The organism is Methanosarcina sp. WH1 (assembly GCF_000970005.1).
Taxonomy (GTDB): domain Archaea; phylum Halobacteriota; class Methanosarcinia; order Methanosarcinales; family Methanosarcinaceae; genus Methanosarcina.
Genome location: NZ_CP009504.1, coordinates 3,367,098 through 3,383,047 on the forward strand (window position 1 = coordinate 3,367,098; position 15,950 = coordinate 3,383,047).

Consider the following 15,950-nt stretch of genomic DNA (forward strand, 5'->3'; position numbering starts at 1 on the left):
GTCGCGCTCGATGCAGGAGAGCAGTCCCTTCCACAAAAAGAAAACAGAGAAAGAAGAAAAGAATAAGTTGCTGAGGACACCCGGGAGTCAGAGAGGAAACCTAACGGATCAAAGCTGCAGAAATATGCAGCTGAGATTTAAAAATCGGTTTCAAGGTTAGGGAAAAATATTTTCCTGAAACAGGGGGCATTTCTTCAGTATATTACCTTTCTTAAATGCAGCACTGGCTTGTAAGTTGCTTTTCATCCAGTTGACTGGCAGGTCCATGTCCGGTGCGGTGCAGGAAGAAAATACTGGCAAATTCTCCCCTTGATTCCTGAATGGGTCAACAAGTTAATCAGGAACCCCCAAAGTTTCCAAATGCAAATAACATTTTTGAGAGCAGTGGCAGCAGTAGTAATAACTGATTTTCTTTCCGGTATCGGGAAGTTTCATTTATCTGAATATGGAAAGCACCTAGAAGTAAAAAAGAAAGGTGTTTTTTTGTATTTTCTTTTTCCGGACTATTTTATTCAAGAATGGTTTTTTTAAGAAGGGTTTAATACTCTCCCAGGTCTGTCCATCCCAGCTCTTTCATTTTCGACGAATCGCTTTCTTACCTTGCCAATGTAAAACTCCTCTCCACAGAGATACCTAAGGTCGCAACTATCAACCCTCTGTATGTCAGAGATCTCTATGCCATAAACGGTCCCATAGTAAGTGTTTCAGTTCTGACGGGGTGGGAGCTTTAATAAACTGGATGTTCCCTTCTTCATACCACTGGTCCCAGGGAGTCTTCTCTTCAGATGTAAGGTACTTCATTTCTACAGTGTTTCCTTCGACTCCTGAGGTTCCTGTAGTATTCCCATTATCATCAGGCTCTTTTTTAAGAAGCTTCTGGGAGATTTCGTCCCATTCCCCATCGATTAAAGCAGACATTACTTTCCCCTCAAAAACAATGACTTCTATGCTGTGAAGGGTGTGAGCTTCGGTTACAATCTGGTCTGTCCTGTTTCCGTAGCCGTTGTGACTGCTTGTAAATGTATAGTTCAGAACATGCTGCTCCGGGAATGTTTCAAGCATCTCATGGTCTTCCAGATCGAGGGCAAATCCATCAAAACTATATGTGGGTGCAGTTTCTACCCATGTTTCGGCTATCCATTCAGCTTCTTCCGGAGAGGTGTACATGGCATAAGCCCGCAGTTCAACCAGGGCAGAAAAGATTCCTTCCCTAAGTTCAAGTAAAAGAAAAATCATATATAGTTTATCCCTGTGCCTCAGCATCATTCTGTAGACTTTGAAAATAACACTGTCAAGCTTCCTAAAATAAAACCAATTAAAACAGTTCTACATAGAAAGACATAGAAAGTTTGAAGGCGAACTTAAAACAGCTACCGTTTCGAGAACTTGTAAAGGATGCTACTACATCAGTATCCTTGTTGAAGATGGTAATGAGCTTCAGTTAAAAGACAGAGAATGGACTTGCCCCGATTGTAAAACAAAACATGATAGGGACATAAATGCCGCAATCAATATCAAAAAATTCGCTCTCATAGAGCAAAATCTAATTGGATTGTAACACCTATGGAACGTGGGGAAGAGCTTGGGGACTTGCCCTCAATGGAAGGAGGAATGAACTAAGAATCCACTCAGTTTTTAGCTGAGTGGCAGTTCACATATATACATTAATGATAATATAAGTACTGTAATTATTTAAAATATTATCAGTACTATAATTATGTAAAATCTTCATACTATTGCATTTCCTTATAAATGCTGATTAGCGTTAGAAGGCATAACTCAGATGAAACTGCAGCTTGTTAATCTACTTTTATTTTCCGACAAAAGGAAAAATTTTCTATTACTACTGGCAGAAGGGCCTAGAAATATTGATGAAATTCTTTATCTGCTTCAGGTCCCCAGGATTTCCCTGCTTCCTCACATAAAAAAATTAAAAGAAGAAGGTTTAATTGTTCAGAAAGGAGATGTATATTGTCTTTCTATCATAGGTAATATATTAGTTAAAAAAACCAGGCTTTTACTGGATACAGCCAGTGTATTTGAAGAGAATGATTATTTCTGGAGCTACAGAAAACTGGATTCCGTTCCTTTTCATCTGTTAAAACGGATAGGGGAGATTAAAAGAAGCCAGCTTGTAGAACTCAAGCTAACTCACGGATTTGATCTGTTTCCGGAACTGATTAATCATTTTATCGGATCTTCAAAGGTTATGCTCCTTTTTTCTTATTTTCACCCTCAAATTCCTTCTTTCTCCCTGGAGCTCGCAAAAAAAGATGTTAAGGTGCAGCTCATCCTTAGCAGAGGTTCCTTTGATAGGTTTTCAGGAGATTTTCGGGATACGGGAGAGAAAATCCTGGAAAAGAAAAACGCCTCCATTTTTGTGCGCTCAGGTTCTCCACTTGAAAGTCCTTCATTGATTGCTATATCGGAAAATGCTTTATTGATAGGTTTTTTCAATAAGAAAGGACAATTTGAAGGACAGTGCCTTCTTAGCTTTGAACCCTGCGCCCTGATCTGGGGAAAAGAACTCTTTGAATACTATTTAGAGAGATCAGAAAAGATCTGTTCAATGGATTATCCCGACAACAGCTCTGATAGCCAGAAAACTTCCAATGACTTGTAATATAAAAAAACCAGAATAAAAACCAGAATACACGCTTATGTCCAAAATATGAGACCTCCATTTTTAAATATCTTTATATGAAGAAGCGTAAAACCAGACAATGTATTTTAGTTCCATTTTGCTCCGCAACTTATTCTAAGAAAAACCCCCATTCGCAAGTATAAAATTATATCCGTATTCCTGAAAGAGCCCGGTCGAGTAAAGTAGAAAGGTTATTATTGTCAGAGGTTGAAAGGAAAAGCTTAACAGGAGATGAACCTGGCAGATGAACACCTCTTCTTTTAACTATATTTCCGGGACGAACTATGACAAACAGTGGGCTTTTGAGGTTGCATATTTTATCCAGCACATGGGTACAGTTCTACAAAATCTGGGAAACTTTCTGAATGCCAGGGACTATGTTGAAGCCCGGATCCTAGCTGCAGAGATGAAGCAGAGAGCAGAATACGAAAAAACCCTCCAGCCGGATTTCAGGACTTCGGACTATTTTGTGCAGGCTCGCAGGCTATTTAACAATTTTCTGGACGAGTGTGTAAACTTTGCCGAGCTCCTGAGAGTTACAACCATTCAGGAGGAAACCGGATGTGAAGAATTGCTGGACAAACCAGAACAGATCCGCAACTCCGTAGACAGGCTGAACCTTTTAAAGGAAATGCTAACAAGCGAACTTCATCTTCAGGGTTGGTACTGAGTAAGCCCGGACCTGTGAGAATTAATACCTTTAAAACACAATATGTTTTCAATTCCGGCTTTACAAACTATCAATCATGGATTTCCACCCGTATTTCACAGCTTCTTCTGGGAGGTTCCTGCCCGAAAGACAGCAAAGGATTATATACAGGGAAGGGATGTAGTGAGTATCCACTTGGGTAAAAGACCTCAGGTCTAGTTACTCATTTGCCTGTATCACGGGGAAGAATTCAAAAGTGTCCGGAACTTATCCAAGAAAGCCATTTTTTGCTGTATAAGTTTATGTATATTAATTCTGAATTTCCCTGGTTTTAGGCAACTTTTCGCAGTCCCGGGGAGATCAACCATTTATACGGTGTGTTTACCTGTTTTTAGCGGTATCATGTACCGGTGTTGAGAAGTGGACTTTTCCGTAAAGGAAACTGCCGGGCATGCGGCAGACTGTATGTAAGCAGCAGGTCTGCAATCTGCAAGGCCTGTAGAAAATAATTGTAAATTATAGAGTGAGTACATGGAAAAATTAGCAAAATTTAAGGCACTTGGGCTCTCGGACAGTACATTGAAAGCCCTCAAAAAGAAAGGGTTTGAAGAACCAACCCCGATTCAGGAAAAAGTCATCCCACTTTTTTTGAAAGGAGAATCTGACATTATAGGGCAGGCTCAGACAGGGACAGGAAAAACAACAGCTTTCGGAGCTCCCATTATAGATAAAATACCAGAGAAATCAGGACACGTTCAGGCAATAATCCTGACTCCTACAAGGGAACTCGCAATCCAGGTTTCAGAAGAACTTAACTCCATAAAGGGAGATAAAAAACTGAATATTGTTCCTATATATGGGGGACAGTCCATGACCCAGCAGCTTCGCATGCTGAAAATCGGGGTGGACATTGTTGTGGGGACACCGGGAAGGGTCATCGACCACATTGAAAGAAAGAGTTTAAAACTCGAACATATCTCTTATTTCGTACTTGACGAAGCCGATGAAATGCTGAACATGGGCTTTATTGACGATATAAAGGAGATCTTAAAGGCAACAGGCCCTGATAAAAGGATGCTGTTCTTCTCAGCCACAATGCCAAAGGCAATCCTTGGAATCGTCAAGAAGTACATGCAGAACTACGAGCATGTTACAATTGAGAAGGAGGAGCTTACAGCAAACCTGACCGAACAGATCTACTTTGAGGTTCATGAAAACGACAAGTTTGAAGCCCTCAGCAGAATCATCGACATCGAAGACGAATTCTACGGGCTTGTTTTCTGCCGGACAAAGACCGACACCAGCCAGCTTGCCCAGAAACTCAGTGATAGGGGTTATTTAGCCGATGCCCTTAATGGAGACCTCTCCCAGCAGGAGCGGGAAAAAATCCTAAATAAGTTCAGGAAACAGAAGATAAACATCCTCGCAGCAACTGATGTTGCAGCAAGAGGAATCGATATCATGAATCTGACCCATGTCATTAACTATTCCCTGCCTCAGGACCCTGAGTCCTATGTGCACAGAATAGGGAGGACAGGAAGGGCAGGCAAGCAGGGAACTGCTATCACCTTTGTGACATCCTCGGAGTTTAGGCGGCTTACTTACATAAAGAAGACTTCAAAGTCCGAAATGAAGAAAGGCCGCATTCCCGAGATAAAAGATGTAATAAAAGCCAAAAGGACGAGAGTAAAAGCCGAACTAGAAGATACCATAAAGACCGAAGAATACGGCGACTGCCTTGAGATGAGTGAAAAGCTCCTTGAGGAATACCCCGCAGAAAAGATCTTGGCTGCCCTTTTAAAGTACGCTTTCAAGGAAAAATTCGACGAGAGCATGTACACGGAGATTTCAGGCGGCAGTTCCTATGTCGACAGGAAAGGCAAAACCAGGCTATTTATAGCCATGGGAAAGGTCGACGGCATGACTCCGGAAAAACTGGCATATTTCATTCAGGAGGAACTCGGGGACAGTGAACTGAAAGTAAGGGATGCAGAAATTTTCCCACACTTTTCCTTCGTATCCATTCCCTTTGCCCAGGCTGAAGCCCTGCTCGAAATCTTCAAAAACAAGAGAAGGGGAAGTAAACCCTTCGTGGAACTTGCCCAGAAATCCCGGAGAGGAAGTTCAAACGGTTCAAACGCTAGGAACAGTAGCGGAAGCTTAAGAAGTGGTGGATACTCAAGAAGTGGTGGAAGCTCAAGAAGTGGTGGAGGCTCAAGAAGCAGTGGAAGCTCAAGAAGCAGTGGAAGCTCAAGAAGCAGTGGAAGCTCAAGAAGCAGTGGAAGCTCAAGAAATGTGAAAAAATAAATTTCCATTTCTAAACTTATTCTTTTTTCTTATTTTATCCGAATTCCCGGAGCAGTGAAGTTTTCGGAATTCTGTCAAATTTTTGATAGTAGAATTTATGAAGATTTTCTTTTCTGGCTTATGATTCTTTCTGATTCTTTCCCCTACTTTCCACAGTAAAATTTGTTTAATATTTATATTTTGGAAATAATTTAAGTAATTTGTATGAAAGTTAGTACCATTTTATCATGATGACTCTCTCCCAACTCTGAATCCACAGTTCATCTTGATCATTATTCATCTGTTCAGAAATTCTTGATCATTATTCATCTGTTCAGAAATAACAGAATTAGCAATTGAAATTGAGGGAAAGAATATCAGAATATATTAAATCTGGATGAGGAAACCATTAAAGTCCTGAAATTGATGGATGAAAAATACAAAAAAAATTATATGTGAAAAAATAGTTCAGAACGTAGGTTTTTGAATAAAGCCGGAATAAATCTATAGGTCGAGTTAACTAAACCCAGGAGGAAAAATTGTCCTATTAAAAATTTATTCCGGCTGACGTTCTATGTTTATTCACTTCTTCTTCCGAACAATTAATTTCATACGATCATTCTGGACTGCCATTTCAATGGAACAATAAGGATGCCACCATCTCTCATTGAACAGGCACTTTGAGCCTATACTGCCTCATTATTCAAAGGCTGACCAGTAAATATCTAAACATGTACTTACCTGTTGAGGATTCCATAGCCATCGATATACATTATGCTTAACCTTTCTATCTGTAGACAGAAAGTAATCTTTAGGTAGTTTAAATAGAAAAACATTATAATTCCCTCCACTCCTAGAATTCTGTTATTTCTTGTTTAAAACCACTTCCCTCAGAGCTGATCTCAAACCTGTGTTTTATTCTAATTATTAAGGTTTTTCAAGGTTATTTTTCATTATCCGAAATTTGACTGATTCTCCAAACTACAAGATTCAAAGAGCAAACTGTGAGTTTTGAGAAAAGCTCTTAGCTGATACTTAGTCCAATTTTTAGTTAATACGCTGTTCTTTTCGCCAACCCCCTATTGTGCTTTATACTCCCAGAAATTTATTTTTAAACTATAGTAGACATCAAACAATTGCAGAGAGATCTAGCTAAAAACCTTAAGGACTTTATAGATATTATATTCGATAGCTAGAAACTTTGCATTTAATCTAAGACGATATTTTAGATACTCTTTTTTTTTGAAGAAGGAACCTCTAATTTTAGTTCCTTCAAGAGTATCAATATACAGGTATATTCTTAATTAATATATAATGTAAAGAACAACTATTCCTTACAAATCATAGTCTTTGAATATTTAGATACAGATAACTTTAATGTAGCAAACGAATATACCATCTATTCCAATCGATTATTTAATTAAACTACTTATATTCCTCACGTATAACATTTATTAGAAAATTGTAATGTATAAAAAATATTGCATCGCTTTCTAAATTGATGCTTTCTGGTTTAATTTCAAATTTTGTGCAGGTCATTTTGCTTATATTTCACAGAGTAAATTAAAATAATAAAGCCATTAGAAAAGTAAAAAAACAATTGGATATAGAAAAATGTTTAGGAAATATATAAACAGTAAAAAAGAAATATTTATAGATTTTTTTTGTAAAGAGAAAGTTGCCTGAAAAACAGGCAACTTCATACGATTTATTTTTGATTTTTTCATCAACATCGTTGCTATTTAGAAGCAGTAAGCAAATTTGAGGCAGGTTTCCTCGTAGCAGTATTTGACATTTGAATATATAATATTAAAGAACATTACAGTTCCCTCCACTCATTTTCTATATTTTGTTCATCCCCCGTTATACACGGTCTTCTGCAATCAGAACTATAGGGAAATTGTTAATAAACAATTCCTTACATCCTTGGTAAACATCCAGGCAGAGACCTAAATGATTATTACGAAGTAACCCTCAGCAGAAACTGTAAATTAGTTCGAGGAAGGTTGCCTCGTAGTAATATACGACATTTGAATATACAAGACTGAAGAACATTTTAATTACCTCTTTTGTTTCTGTAATAATCCAAATTTTATTATACATGAGATCGAATGAACTAAGAATTCAATCTAGCAATTGCGATTACCAGCAGAAGAGCAGGCCGAGGTCAAAGTTAAAAGCGAACGCAAAGAGCGTACCGAGATCTAAGCAAAGAATCATGTTTATTCCCTCCAAATTAATATTCTTTCCATAATACTCCCAATAGATCAGCAGGGCCCTCCTAATAGCTCAGCAGGGCCCTCCTTACAGCTCAATTAGTACCAACCGTAACAGAGTTTAAAGCAAGTTTCCTCGTAGCAGTATTTGACATTTGAATATATAATATTGAAGAACATTTCAGTTCCCTCCATTCATTTTATATATTTTGTTCATCCCCCGTTATGCACGGTCTTCTGCAATCGGAACTATAGGGAGATTGTTAATAAACAATTCCTTACATCCTTGATAAACATCCAGGCAGAGACCTAAATGATTATTACGAAGTAACCCTCAGCAGAAACTGTAAATTAGTTCGAGGAAGGTTGCCTCATAGCAATATACGACATTTGAATATACAAGACTGAAGAACATTTTAATTACCTCTTTTGTTTCTATAATTATCCAGATTTCATCATCCATACGATAGATTGAACTAAGAATTCAACCTAACAATTGCGATTACCAGCCGAAGAGCAGGCCGAGGTCAAAGTTAAAGGCGAACGTAAAGAACGTACTGAGATCTAAGCAAAGAATCATGATTATTCCCTCCAAATTTCATATTCTTTTCATAATACTCCCAATAGTAGGGCCTTCCTAATAGCTCAGCAGGGCCCTCCTTACAGCTCAGTTAGCACCAGCTGTAACAGAGTTTAAAGCAAGTTGCTTCGTAGCAGTATTTGACATTTGAATATATAATATTGAAGAACATTTCAGTTCCCTCCACTCATTTTCTATATATTGTTCATCTCCCGTTATACACGGCCTTCTGCAATCGGAATACAGAGAAATTGCTAAAAAACAATTTTCCAAATACTCTCAATATCCCGGCAGAGTCCTCCTTATACCTCAGTTAGCACCAGCTGTAACAGAGTTTAAAGAAAGTTGCTTCGTAGCAGTATTTGACATTTGAATATACAAGACTGAAGAACATTTTCATTACCTCTTTTGTTTCTGTAATTATCCAGATTTCATCATCCATACGATAGATTGAACTAAGAATTCAATCTAGCAATTGCGATTACCAGCAGAAGAGCAGGCCGAGGTCAAAGTTAAAAGCAAACGCAAAGAGCGTACCGAGATCTAAGCAAAGAATCATGTTTATCCCCTCCAAATATCATATTCTTTCCACAACGGTGCTTGTGTACATTCTTTTGAGTACACTTCTATGAAACTTTTTTTCACAGCCTTCTTTATCAAGCCCCCAAAGCTCGAGAATCTTTCAGCCACTTAGAAAGATTATTACTGGAAATTTCGGTTCTTTTTGACATATACAGTTTTAACTTCTAACTGGCAGTGGCTATACTTAGCTATATATACAAAATTATATAAGTTGAACAGAATTATATATCCTTATGAAAAATAGTTTTCAAATATTTGGAGACAAGTACCTAGATAACAGAGTATATATTTTTACTTTAATAAATGTTTAAATGTTTCGCTTCGTTTTAAACCTTGACCTAAATATTTGGATGCCTGCCCCAGCTAAAGAAGAACTTTTTGGAACTGATTGGTTCAGAGAATGTAGTTTTCATACATATTCAATTTCATTTATACAACCTATGTATGAGAAAAAGCAGTTTAAAATAACAAAGATAGGTCTCAGGATAAGATCACAAATTTTCTGCAAAAGCCTTATTTTCCAGAAATAAATCTCAACTTCCAATATTTACTGTCCAAAATTATGTTTATTTTTATTCATGATAATTTAAAGAAAAACTCATGTTTGAAACTAAATAGTCAATTTAAGAGTCAAAAACAGTGTACCTAGTGATTAATTTCAAAGTTCAATTTTAAAAGCCTGCGTTGGCAATTAAGAATCAACAACGGGCGAGCCTCAAAGCGTTTCTTTTAAAAAAAATTTATAATGCATAGATTAAAATGCATTTTCTTACATAAGAAGTAAAAACAATTAAGATTATTCAATGTGATTTTTTCTGATCATATCTCAGTAAAATTGGGGGGGGATGTGAAAATTAATAAGAATAGTTTACTTGAGGATAGGTTCCCTATTGTCGAGATTTCCAATGTCAGGAAAAGTTATGTGCTCGGAGACATGGAGGTTCCGGTACTCTCAGGTATTAACCTTAAAATAGAAAAGGGAGAAATACTGGCTATTATGGGCCCATCGGGTTCAGGAAAAAGTACTCTTATGAATCTGATAGGCTGCCTTGACCGACCGACCGAAGGGCAGGTCCTTATAAAGGGGATGGATCTGCACAGAATGTCAGATGAAGAACTTGCTCACCTCCGGGGACTTGAGATAGGTTTCGTTTTTCAGACTTTCAATCTTGTTCCTCGCCTGACCGCTTTTGAGAATGTTTTGCTTCCTACTTTTGCCAATTCGAGGAGCATCGATCCACGAAAGCGTGCAAAGGAACTCCTGAAACTTATGGGGTTGCAGGACCGTATGCACCACAGGCCAGGAGAGCTTTCCGGAGGTCAATCTCAGAGGGTCTCAATTGCAAGGGCACTCATCAATGATCCTTCAATTCTCCTTGCTGATGAACCGACTGGAAACCTGGACTCGAAAACAGGTTCTGAGATCCTCCAAATATTCATGGATTTGAACAATGAAGGAAGGACAATAGTAATAGTTACACACGACCCTGAGATTGCAAAATATGCTGACAGGGTTGTCCTAGTAAAAGATGGAGTAATTCAATATAACTAAGGTGGGGAATACATGGAATTGATTAAAAAGCATATTATTGCAGCTTTTTTTTCTGTACTTCTGATAGCCTCCGTTTTTACGTCTGTGGCTTCTGCAGCTGTAGGGAGTGCAAACCTGAAAGTAACGATCGTCGAAACAAATCCATATCCTGCAAAGATAGGAGAATACCTGACCCTGAACATACAGGTAGAAAACGTAGGAGGGGACAAAGCCGATGATGTTGACATCGAAATAGTCCCTGAGTATCCATTCACTCTGGATTCCAAGGCAAACACAATCCAGAACATTGGAGCTCTCAATCCTGGCAGAACCGCTACAAAGGAATTCTATCTATATGTTGATAAAAACGCCCAGAAGGGGGTTCGTTCAATTGATATTCGCACCAGGACTGGACCGGAAAATCCATGGAGTGAGAAAAGTTTTGATATAAGGATAGGTACTGAAACCTTTGACAGCAAAGGTACTGTTGAGCTTGCAGAAATCGTCTCTGCTCCTGAAGTTTTTATGCCTGGAGATAAAGGCACTGTCACAGTAACTCTAAAAAACACAGCAACCACACCTACAGTTACTATCAATGAAAAGGATTATGATACCAATGCAAGAATACAGGCTGCAGTTTTGAGGCCATTGTCTGAAGGAATAACGGTTTTGGAAGCTCCATATTATGAGATGGGGCTTGTGGGTCCGGGAGACAGCATCAAATTGACCTTCAATGTAGAGGTTGAGGACGATGCGAAGGAAGGGATTCACAATTTCGAACTTGCAATCGAGGGAAACTCCTTTGACTACAACAGCAAGAAGAACATTCCACTTAAAGTTGATTCTTCGAATATAAAGGTAATTCCCTCAAAACCACTAAAGATGGTGGATGGGCAAACTACTATAGAGTTTGACGTAGCAAATACCCACCCTAATGAGCTTAACTCTGTCAGCATAAGACCTGAAGCTGAAGGTATAAAGTTTTATCCTGCCGAATACTTCATAGGACCTATGGATCCCGACGAGCTTTTCACAATAGAATTTAGTGCAGTTACAGACTATTCCTCGGATGCCATAAAGGATGCTTCAGGATCCATAAACATGAATGTAACTGCAAACTACAACAATGGGATTAACAGGCACGAAAATGTCGCAGGTAACCTGGATCTTGAAACTGATCGTTCCCAGTCTCCTGAAACAAGCTCTAAAATCGCAATTGCAGGCGGACTTATTGCAGTCTTTATCCCTGCAGCCTTTCTAATATATAAAAAGAAAAAACAATAATCAGATAAAGATTTGCTAAATATCATATTTGTGGGAGGGAAAATATGATACAATTTGTACAGGCTGCTCGCATTGCTTCTGGGAGTATAAGCAGCTCCAAGCTTCGGTCAGCACTCACAACACTGGGAATTGTGATAGGTGTTGCAGCAGTAATCATAAATGCATCCCTTGGAGCCAGCTTTAACCAATTTTTTACCGACGAGGTCACCTCTGTGGGCTCAAATTTTATAATTGCATATAGCGACCAGCCAAACATATTTTATGGAAGTGAGCTTGAACTAATTGAAAATACTCCAGGAATTTCAGGAGTATCTCCCAGGAAAACAGTATCTGGAGAGATTAGCTATCTTTCAGATACTAAAAGTGTAAGTATTGTGGGAGTAAATGGGGATTTTCAGGAAATCCAGGGAATTGAGATGGAAGAGGGAAGTTTCCTGTCTGATAAAGACATTTACTCTGCTGTTCTTGGGTATGACCTTGCAAAAGGGGAGTTTGGAAGGAATATCTCGCATCGAAGCACTGTTGATATTTCATTCCGACAGGAGGACGGTAAACTTATCGAGAAAAAATTTAAAGTGAAAGGGATTCTGGAAGATCCAAAAGACACTATTCTCAGCGGAGACGGCAGTACAAACATGGTAGTTTATATCCCTATTTCAGTTATGAATGAAATGACCGGAGAAGAAGACTATGGATCCCTCTTTGCGATGGCCGAAAGCTCTGAAAATATCGGTAATGTTTCGGACGAAGTGGATAAAAGGCTTGCTCGGAACTTCGGAATTGCTCAAAGGGATATCGACAATGAAGATGCAAAGCCTTATGCCATCATCGACCAGGTAGATGTCCTTGAAGAGACCGGAAAATTAGGAAAGGCCTTAAGTTCTTTCCTTCTTGTCCTTGCTTTAGTCTCACTGTTCGTGGGTTCGATAGGAATCATGAATATCATGCTCGTAACAGTTACTGAACGCACAAGAGAGATTGGTATAATGAAGTCCGTAGGTTACAGCAGTTCCAATATTCAATCTCTTTTTTTACTGGAGTCCGTGATGGTCAGTGCCTTTGGGGGACTGGTAGGGACTGCAATCGGCGGGTTTGGAGCCTACATCCTTGAAGAAGCCCTCAAACTCCCACCGGTGTTTCCTTTCAAACTGATTGAAATCGGGATTCTGGTTTCGGTTCTTGTAGGTGTAAGTGCTGGGTTGTATCCTGCAAGAAAGGCTGCAAACATGAATCCTGTGGATGCTTTAAGGTATGAGTAAGGGTTTTTTAAGTATGAAGAAATGCCCTTATATTTTCATATTTTCTTTTTTCAGCATCCTTGAACTTTTTTCGTATTCCGGTTTTTCTTATATAACCAGCTCAATTAAAAATTGAGAGGTTAAGAACAACTTTTAAGCAACTTCTATTTACATGCAAAAGGTATAATCGAGCACTATCAGAATGTGAAGGGCTCTTTGTTGTTTTGTGTGGATATCCTCATGAAAAGATTGAAATCCTTAAACAAGACCACATAGATATGTTTAAATTCACAACATACTTGAAAAAGTGTAGAAAACCTTGAAAACCTGAACCTGTGGGACTAATTCATTTGCAGATATTATATTATAAAATGATATAGATAACAAACACTTAAAGCTTAAAACCAGGAAATATTGATATTGTACAGCACTCAGAAAAATAATATAGTTAAGTTTGAACAATGGCGGAGTGGACATGAAGAATAAAATACTCAATCATGAAGTTTCGTCCCCCGGAGATTCGAACCCTGACGCAGGCAAAAGTAGCGGAACTGAAGAAAAGATGCCTCCGGAAAAAAGCTTTTTTGCCTCTAATGAAATATTAGATGAAGAGCACTTAAATTGTGAATTACCCCGTTCCAGTCGCCCGGAAAGAGGTACCAGAGAAAAAGATCTGCTTAAAGGAGCTCCGGTAATAGAGGTCATCAATGTAAAAAAGAGTTATACCCTGGGAGATATGGAAGTTCCTATTCTTCACGACATCAACCTGATAGTACGGGAAGGAGAATTTCTTGCTATAATGGGTCCTTCAGGATCAGGAAAAAGTACACTTATGAACCTCATAGGCTTTCTTGACAGACCTACGGAAGGGAAGATCATAATTAAAGGCCTTGATATCAATACACTATCTGATAAGGAGGTTGCCAGGCTCAGGGGGCTTGAGATAGGCTTTATGTTCCAGACCTTCAACCTAATTCCAAGGCTTACAGCTCTTGAAAACGTAGAACTGCCCACCTATGCTAACACAAAAGAAGGTGTAGATACGCGCAAAAGGGCAAAATACCTTCTTAAAATGGTCGGGCTTGAAGACCGCATGCACCATAAGCCAGGTGAACTTTCAGGAGGGCAAGCACAAAGGGTAGCTATTGCCAGAGCTCTAATCAATGACCCGACAATTCTCCTTGCAGATGAGCCCACAGGAAACCTGGACTCCAAAACAGGTTGTGAAATCCTCGGCATGTTTACCAGACTTAATGAAGAGGGCAGAACTATCGTGATGATTACACATGATCCAGATATTGCGAAATATGCTGACAGAATAGTGTTCGTAAAAGACGGAATGGTTCTGAAAAACTCGGAATAAACTAGAATAATTCGAAAGATTCAGTATACTAGAATAATCCATACTCAAAATAACTCGAGATACTCAAAATAACCAGAGTGATTCAGAAAGCCCTTAAAATTAGATTTGTAAATATAGTCAATCAGGATGAGTTAGAATGAAAGGACTGAAAAACCCATTTATTTCTGTTATTATATTTCTGCTTATAGTCTTATCTATTTTTGCAGCACCTGCATCTGCGGCGACTGCCAGTGCAAATCTAAAAGTTACAATCGTTGAAACAAACCCTTACCCTGCTAAAATAGGGCAGTATCTGGATCTGACAGTTCAGGTAGAAAACATAGGTAGAGACAGGGCAGATGATATTGACATAGAAATCGTCCCTGAGTATCCCTTTACCCTTGATTCCCAGGCAAACGAAGTGCAGAATATAGGGGCCCTTGCTCCCGGCAAATTTGCATCCAAAGAGTTTCACCTTTTCGTGGACAAGAATGCTCAGAAGGGAATCCGGTCAATTGACATCCGCGCAAGGATCGATAAAACCAGCCCCTGGAGTGAGAAAACTTTTGATATAAGGATAGGTACTGAAACCTTTGACAGTAAAGGAACCGTTGAGCTCGAGGAAATCGTTTTGTCTCCCGAAGTCTTTATGCCTGGAGATAGAGGAACTGTTACAGCAACTCTTAAAAATACAGCTACCACACCCACTGTTACTATCGATGGAAGCGACTACGATACCAACGCGAGAATCCAGGCTGCAGTTTTGAGACCGCTGTCTGATGGAGTAATTGTTCTTGATGCTCCTTACGAAGATATGGGGCTTATTGGCCCGGGGGATAGTATCAAACTGACATATAACGTTATGGTTTCTGAGGACACACGTGAGGGAACTCACAACCTTGAACTTGAAATCGAAGGCAACTCTTTTGACTACAACAGCCGGAAGAACATTCCGCTTGAAGTTGACTCTTCGAACGTTAGGGTGATCCCTTCAAAGCCCCTCAGACTGGTAAATGGTGAAGCTACCCTTGAGTTTGATGTGGCAAATACCCACCCTAACGAGTTTAACTCCGTAAGCATCAGACCTGAAGCTGAAGGGCTGAAATTTTACCCTGCCGAATATTTCATCGGACCCATGGATGCTGATGAACTTTTCACAATAGAGTTTGATGCGGCGGAAGATCCATCGTCGGAAAACATAGAGAGAAACTCTGAACCGATAAATCTTAGCCTTTCTGCAAGTTACGGCAATGGAATAAACAAACACGAAAATCTGGTAAGCAATCTCCAGATTCAGCAAGTTGAGGAAAATCAGGGAGGCGGTTCAGGCCTGATTATAATTGGTATCCTGCTTGTCCTTGTTGCGGCCGGTTTATTGATTCATAGGAAAAGGCAGCAGAAAAACAAATGACTACTCTGGAGGGGCCGGACTTATCCTGAGATCTGATCTATTAGAGGTATAGGAATATAGAAGTTTTAACATGCTTTTCTGGATATCCATCGGAGGTAACGGCAGTTCACTGTTCACTGCCTTTACAACCCCTACTCATTGGGGGATTATTGCAACAACCCCGGTGTATCCATGGAACCAGCTTCGA

At 39.2% G+C, this 15,950-nt stretch carries 10 protein-coding genes; 9 read left to right on the forward strand and 1 reads right to left on the reverse strand.

Annotated elements, in window-relative coordinates; translation table 11 throughout:
- Nucleotides 1-663: 663 nt before the first annotated feature.
- Entirely contained in the window at nucleotides 664-1,236 is a 573-nt protein-coding gene (locus tag MSWH1_RS19385; protein WP_052723189.1) for a hypothetical protein, read from the reverse strand.
- Between the two features lie 175 nt (nucleotides 1,237-1,411).
- Between MSWH1_RS19385 and MSWH1_RS20985 the strand changes: the two genes are divergently transcribed.
- The 9 genes from MSWH1_RS20985 to MSWH1_RS14890 all read left to right on the forward strand — a co-directional run bounded on the left by MSWH1_RS20985 (nucleotide 1,412) and on the right by MSWH1_RS14890 (nucleotide 15,763).
- Nucleotides 1,412-1,558 (forward strand): zinc ribbon domain-containing protein, encoded by a 147-nt coding sequence (locus MSWH1_RS20985; protein ID WP_369798611.1) that lies wholly within the window; start codon nucleotides 1,412-1,414, stop codon nucleotides 1,556-1,558.
- A gap of 225 nt (nucleotides 1,559-1,783) precedes the next feature.
- The gene (locus MSWH1_RS14850) at nucleotides 1,784-2,623 is read left to right on the forward strand and encodes a winged helix-turn-helix domain-containing protein (RefSeq protein WP_048129719.1); all 840 of its coding nucleotides are present in this window, start codon (nucleotides 1,784-1,786) and stop codon (nucleotides 2,621-2,623) included.
- Nucleotides 2,624-2,888: 265 nt separating this feature from the next.
- Nucleotides 2,889-3,314 (forward strand): hypothetical protein, encoded by a 426-nt coding sequence (locus MSWH1_RS14855; protein WP_048129720.1) that lies wholly within the window; start codon nucleotides 2,889-2,891, stop codon nucleotides 3,312-3,314.
- A 510-nt stretch (nucleotides 3,315-3,824) separates the two neighbouring features.
- Nucleotides 3,825-5,600 (forward strand): DEAD/DEAH box helicase, encoded by a 1,776-nt coding sequence (locus tag MSWH1_RS14860; RefSeq protein ID WP_048129721.1) that lies wholly within the window; start codon nucleotides 3,825-3,827, stop codon nucleotides 5,598-5,600.
- 4,204 nt (nucleotides 5,601-9,804) lie between these two features.
- Nucleotides 9,805-10,509: an ABC transporter ATP-binding protein gene (locus MSWH1_RS14870; RefSeq protein WP_048130665.1), complete on the forward strand. Its 705-nt coding sequence runs from the start codon at nucleotides 9,805-9,807 to the stop codon at nucleotides 10,507-10,509.
- 12 nt (nucleotides 10,510-10,521) lie between these two features.
- The gene (locus MSWH1_RS14875; protein ID WP_048129723.1) at nucleotides 10,522-11,772 is read left to right on the forward strand and encodes a COG1361 S-layer family protein; all 1,251 of its coding nucleotides are present in this window, start codon (nucleotides 10,522-10,524) and stop codon (nucleotides 11,770-11,772) included.
- Between the two features lie 44 nt (nucleotides 11,773-11,816).
- A complete protein-coding gene (locus tag MSWH1_RS14880) occupies nucleotides 11,817-13,031 on the forward strand; it encodes an ABC transporter permease (RefSeq protein ID WP_048129724.1) in 1,215 nt (404 codons plus the stop codon).
- Between the two features lie 448 nt (nucleotides 13,032-13,479).
- Nucleotides 13,480-14,373, forward strand: a complete 894-nt coding sequence (locus tag MSWH1_RS14885) for an ABC transporter ATP-binding protein (RefSeq protein WP_369798539.1) — start codon at nucleotides 13,480-13,482, stop codon at nucleotides 14,371-14,373.
- A 136-nt stretch (nucleotides 14,374-14,509) separates the two neighbouring features.
- A complete protein-coding gene (locus tag MSWH1_RS14890; protein WP_048129726.1) occupies nucleotides 14,510-15,763 on the forward strand; it encodes a COG1361 S-layer family protein in 1,254 nt (417 codons plus the stop codon).
- Nucleotides 15,764-15,950 lie beyond the last annotated feature (187 nt).

Excerpts from the sequence above, each read along its gene's own strand:
- MSWH1_RS14855 (WP_048129720.1), top strand. The coding sequence starts at position 2,889 with ATGAACACCTCTTCTTTTAACTATATTTCCGGGACGAACTATGACAAA.
- MSWH1_RS14860 (WP_048129721.1), top strand. The coding sequence starts at position 3,825 with ATGGAAAAATTAGCAAAATTTAAGGCACTTGGGCTCTCGGACAGTACA.
- MSWH1_RS19385 (WP_052723189.1), bottom strand. The coding sequence starts at position 1,236 with ATGATTTTTCTTTTACTTGAACTTAGGGAAGGAATCTTTTCTGCCCTG.
- MSWH1_RS14850 (WP_048129719.1), top strand. The coding sequence starts at position 1,784 with ATGAAACTGCAGCTTGTTAATCTACTTTTATTTTCCGACAAAAGGAAA.
- MSWH1_RS14875 (WP_048129723.1), top strand. The coding sequence starts at position 10,522 with ATGGAATTGATTAAAAAGCATATTATTGCAGCTTTTTTTTCTGTACTT.
- MSWH1_RS14890 (WP_048129726.1), top strand. The coding sequence starts at position 14,510 with ATGAAAGGACTGAAAAACCCATTTATTTCTGTTATTATATTTCTGCTT.
- MSWH1_RS14880 (WP_048129724.1), top strand. The coding sequence starts at position 11,817 with ATGATACAATTTGTACAGGCTGCTCGCATTGCTTCTGGGAGTATAAGC.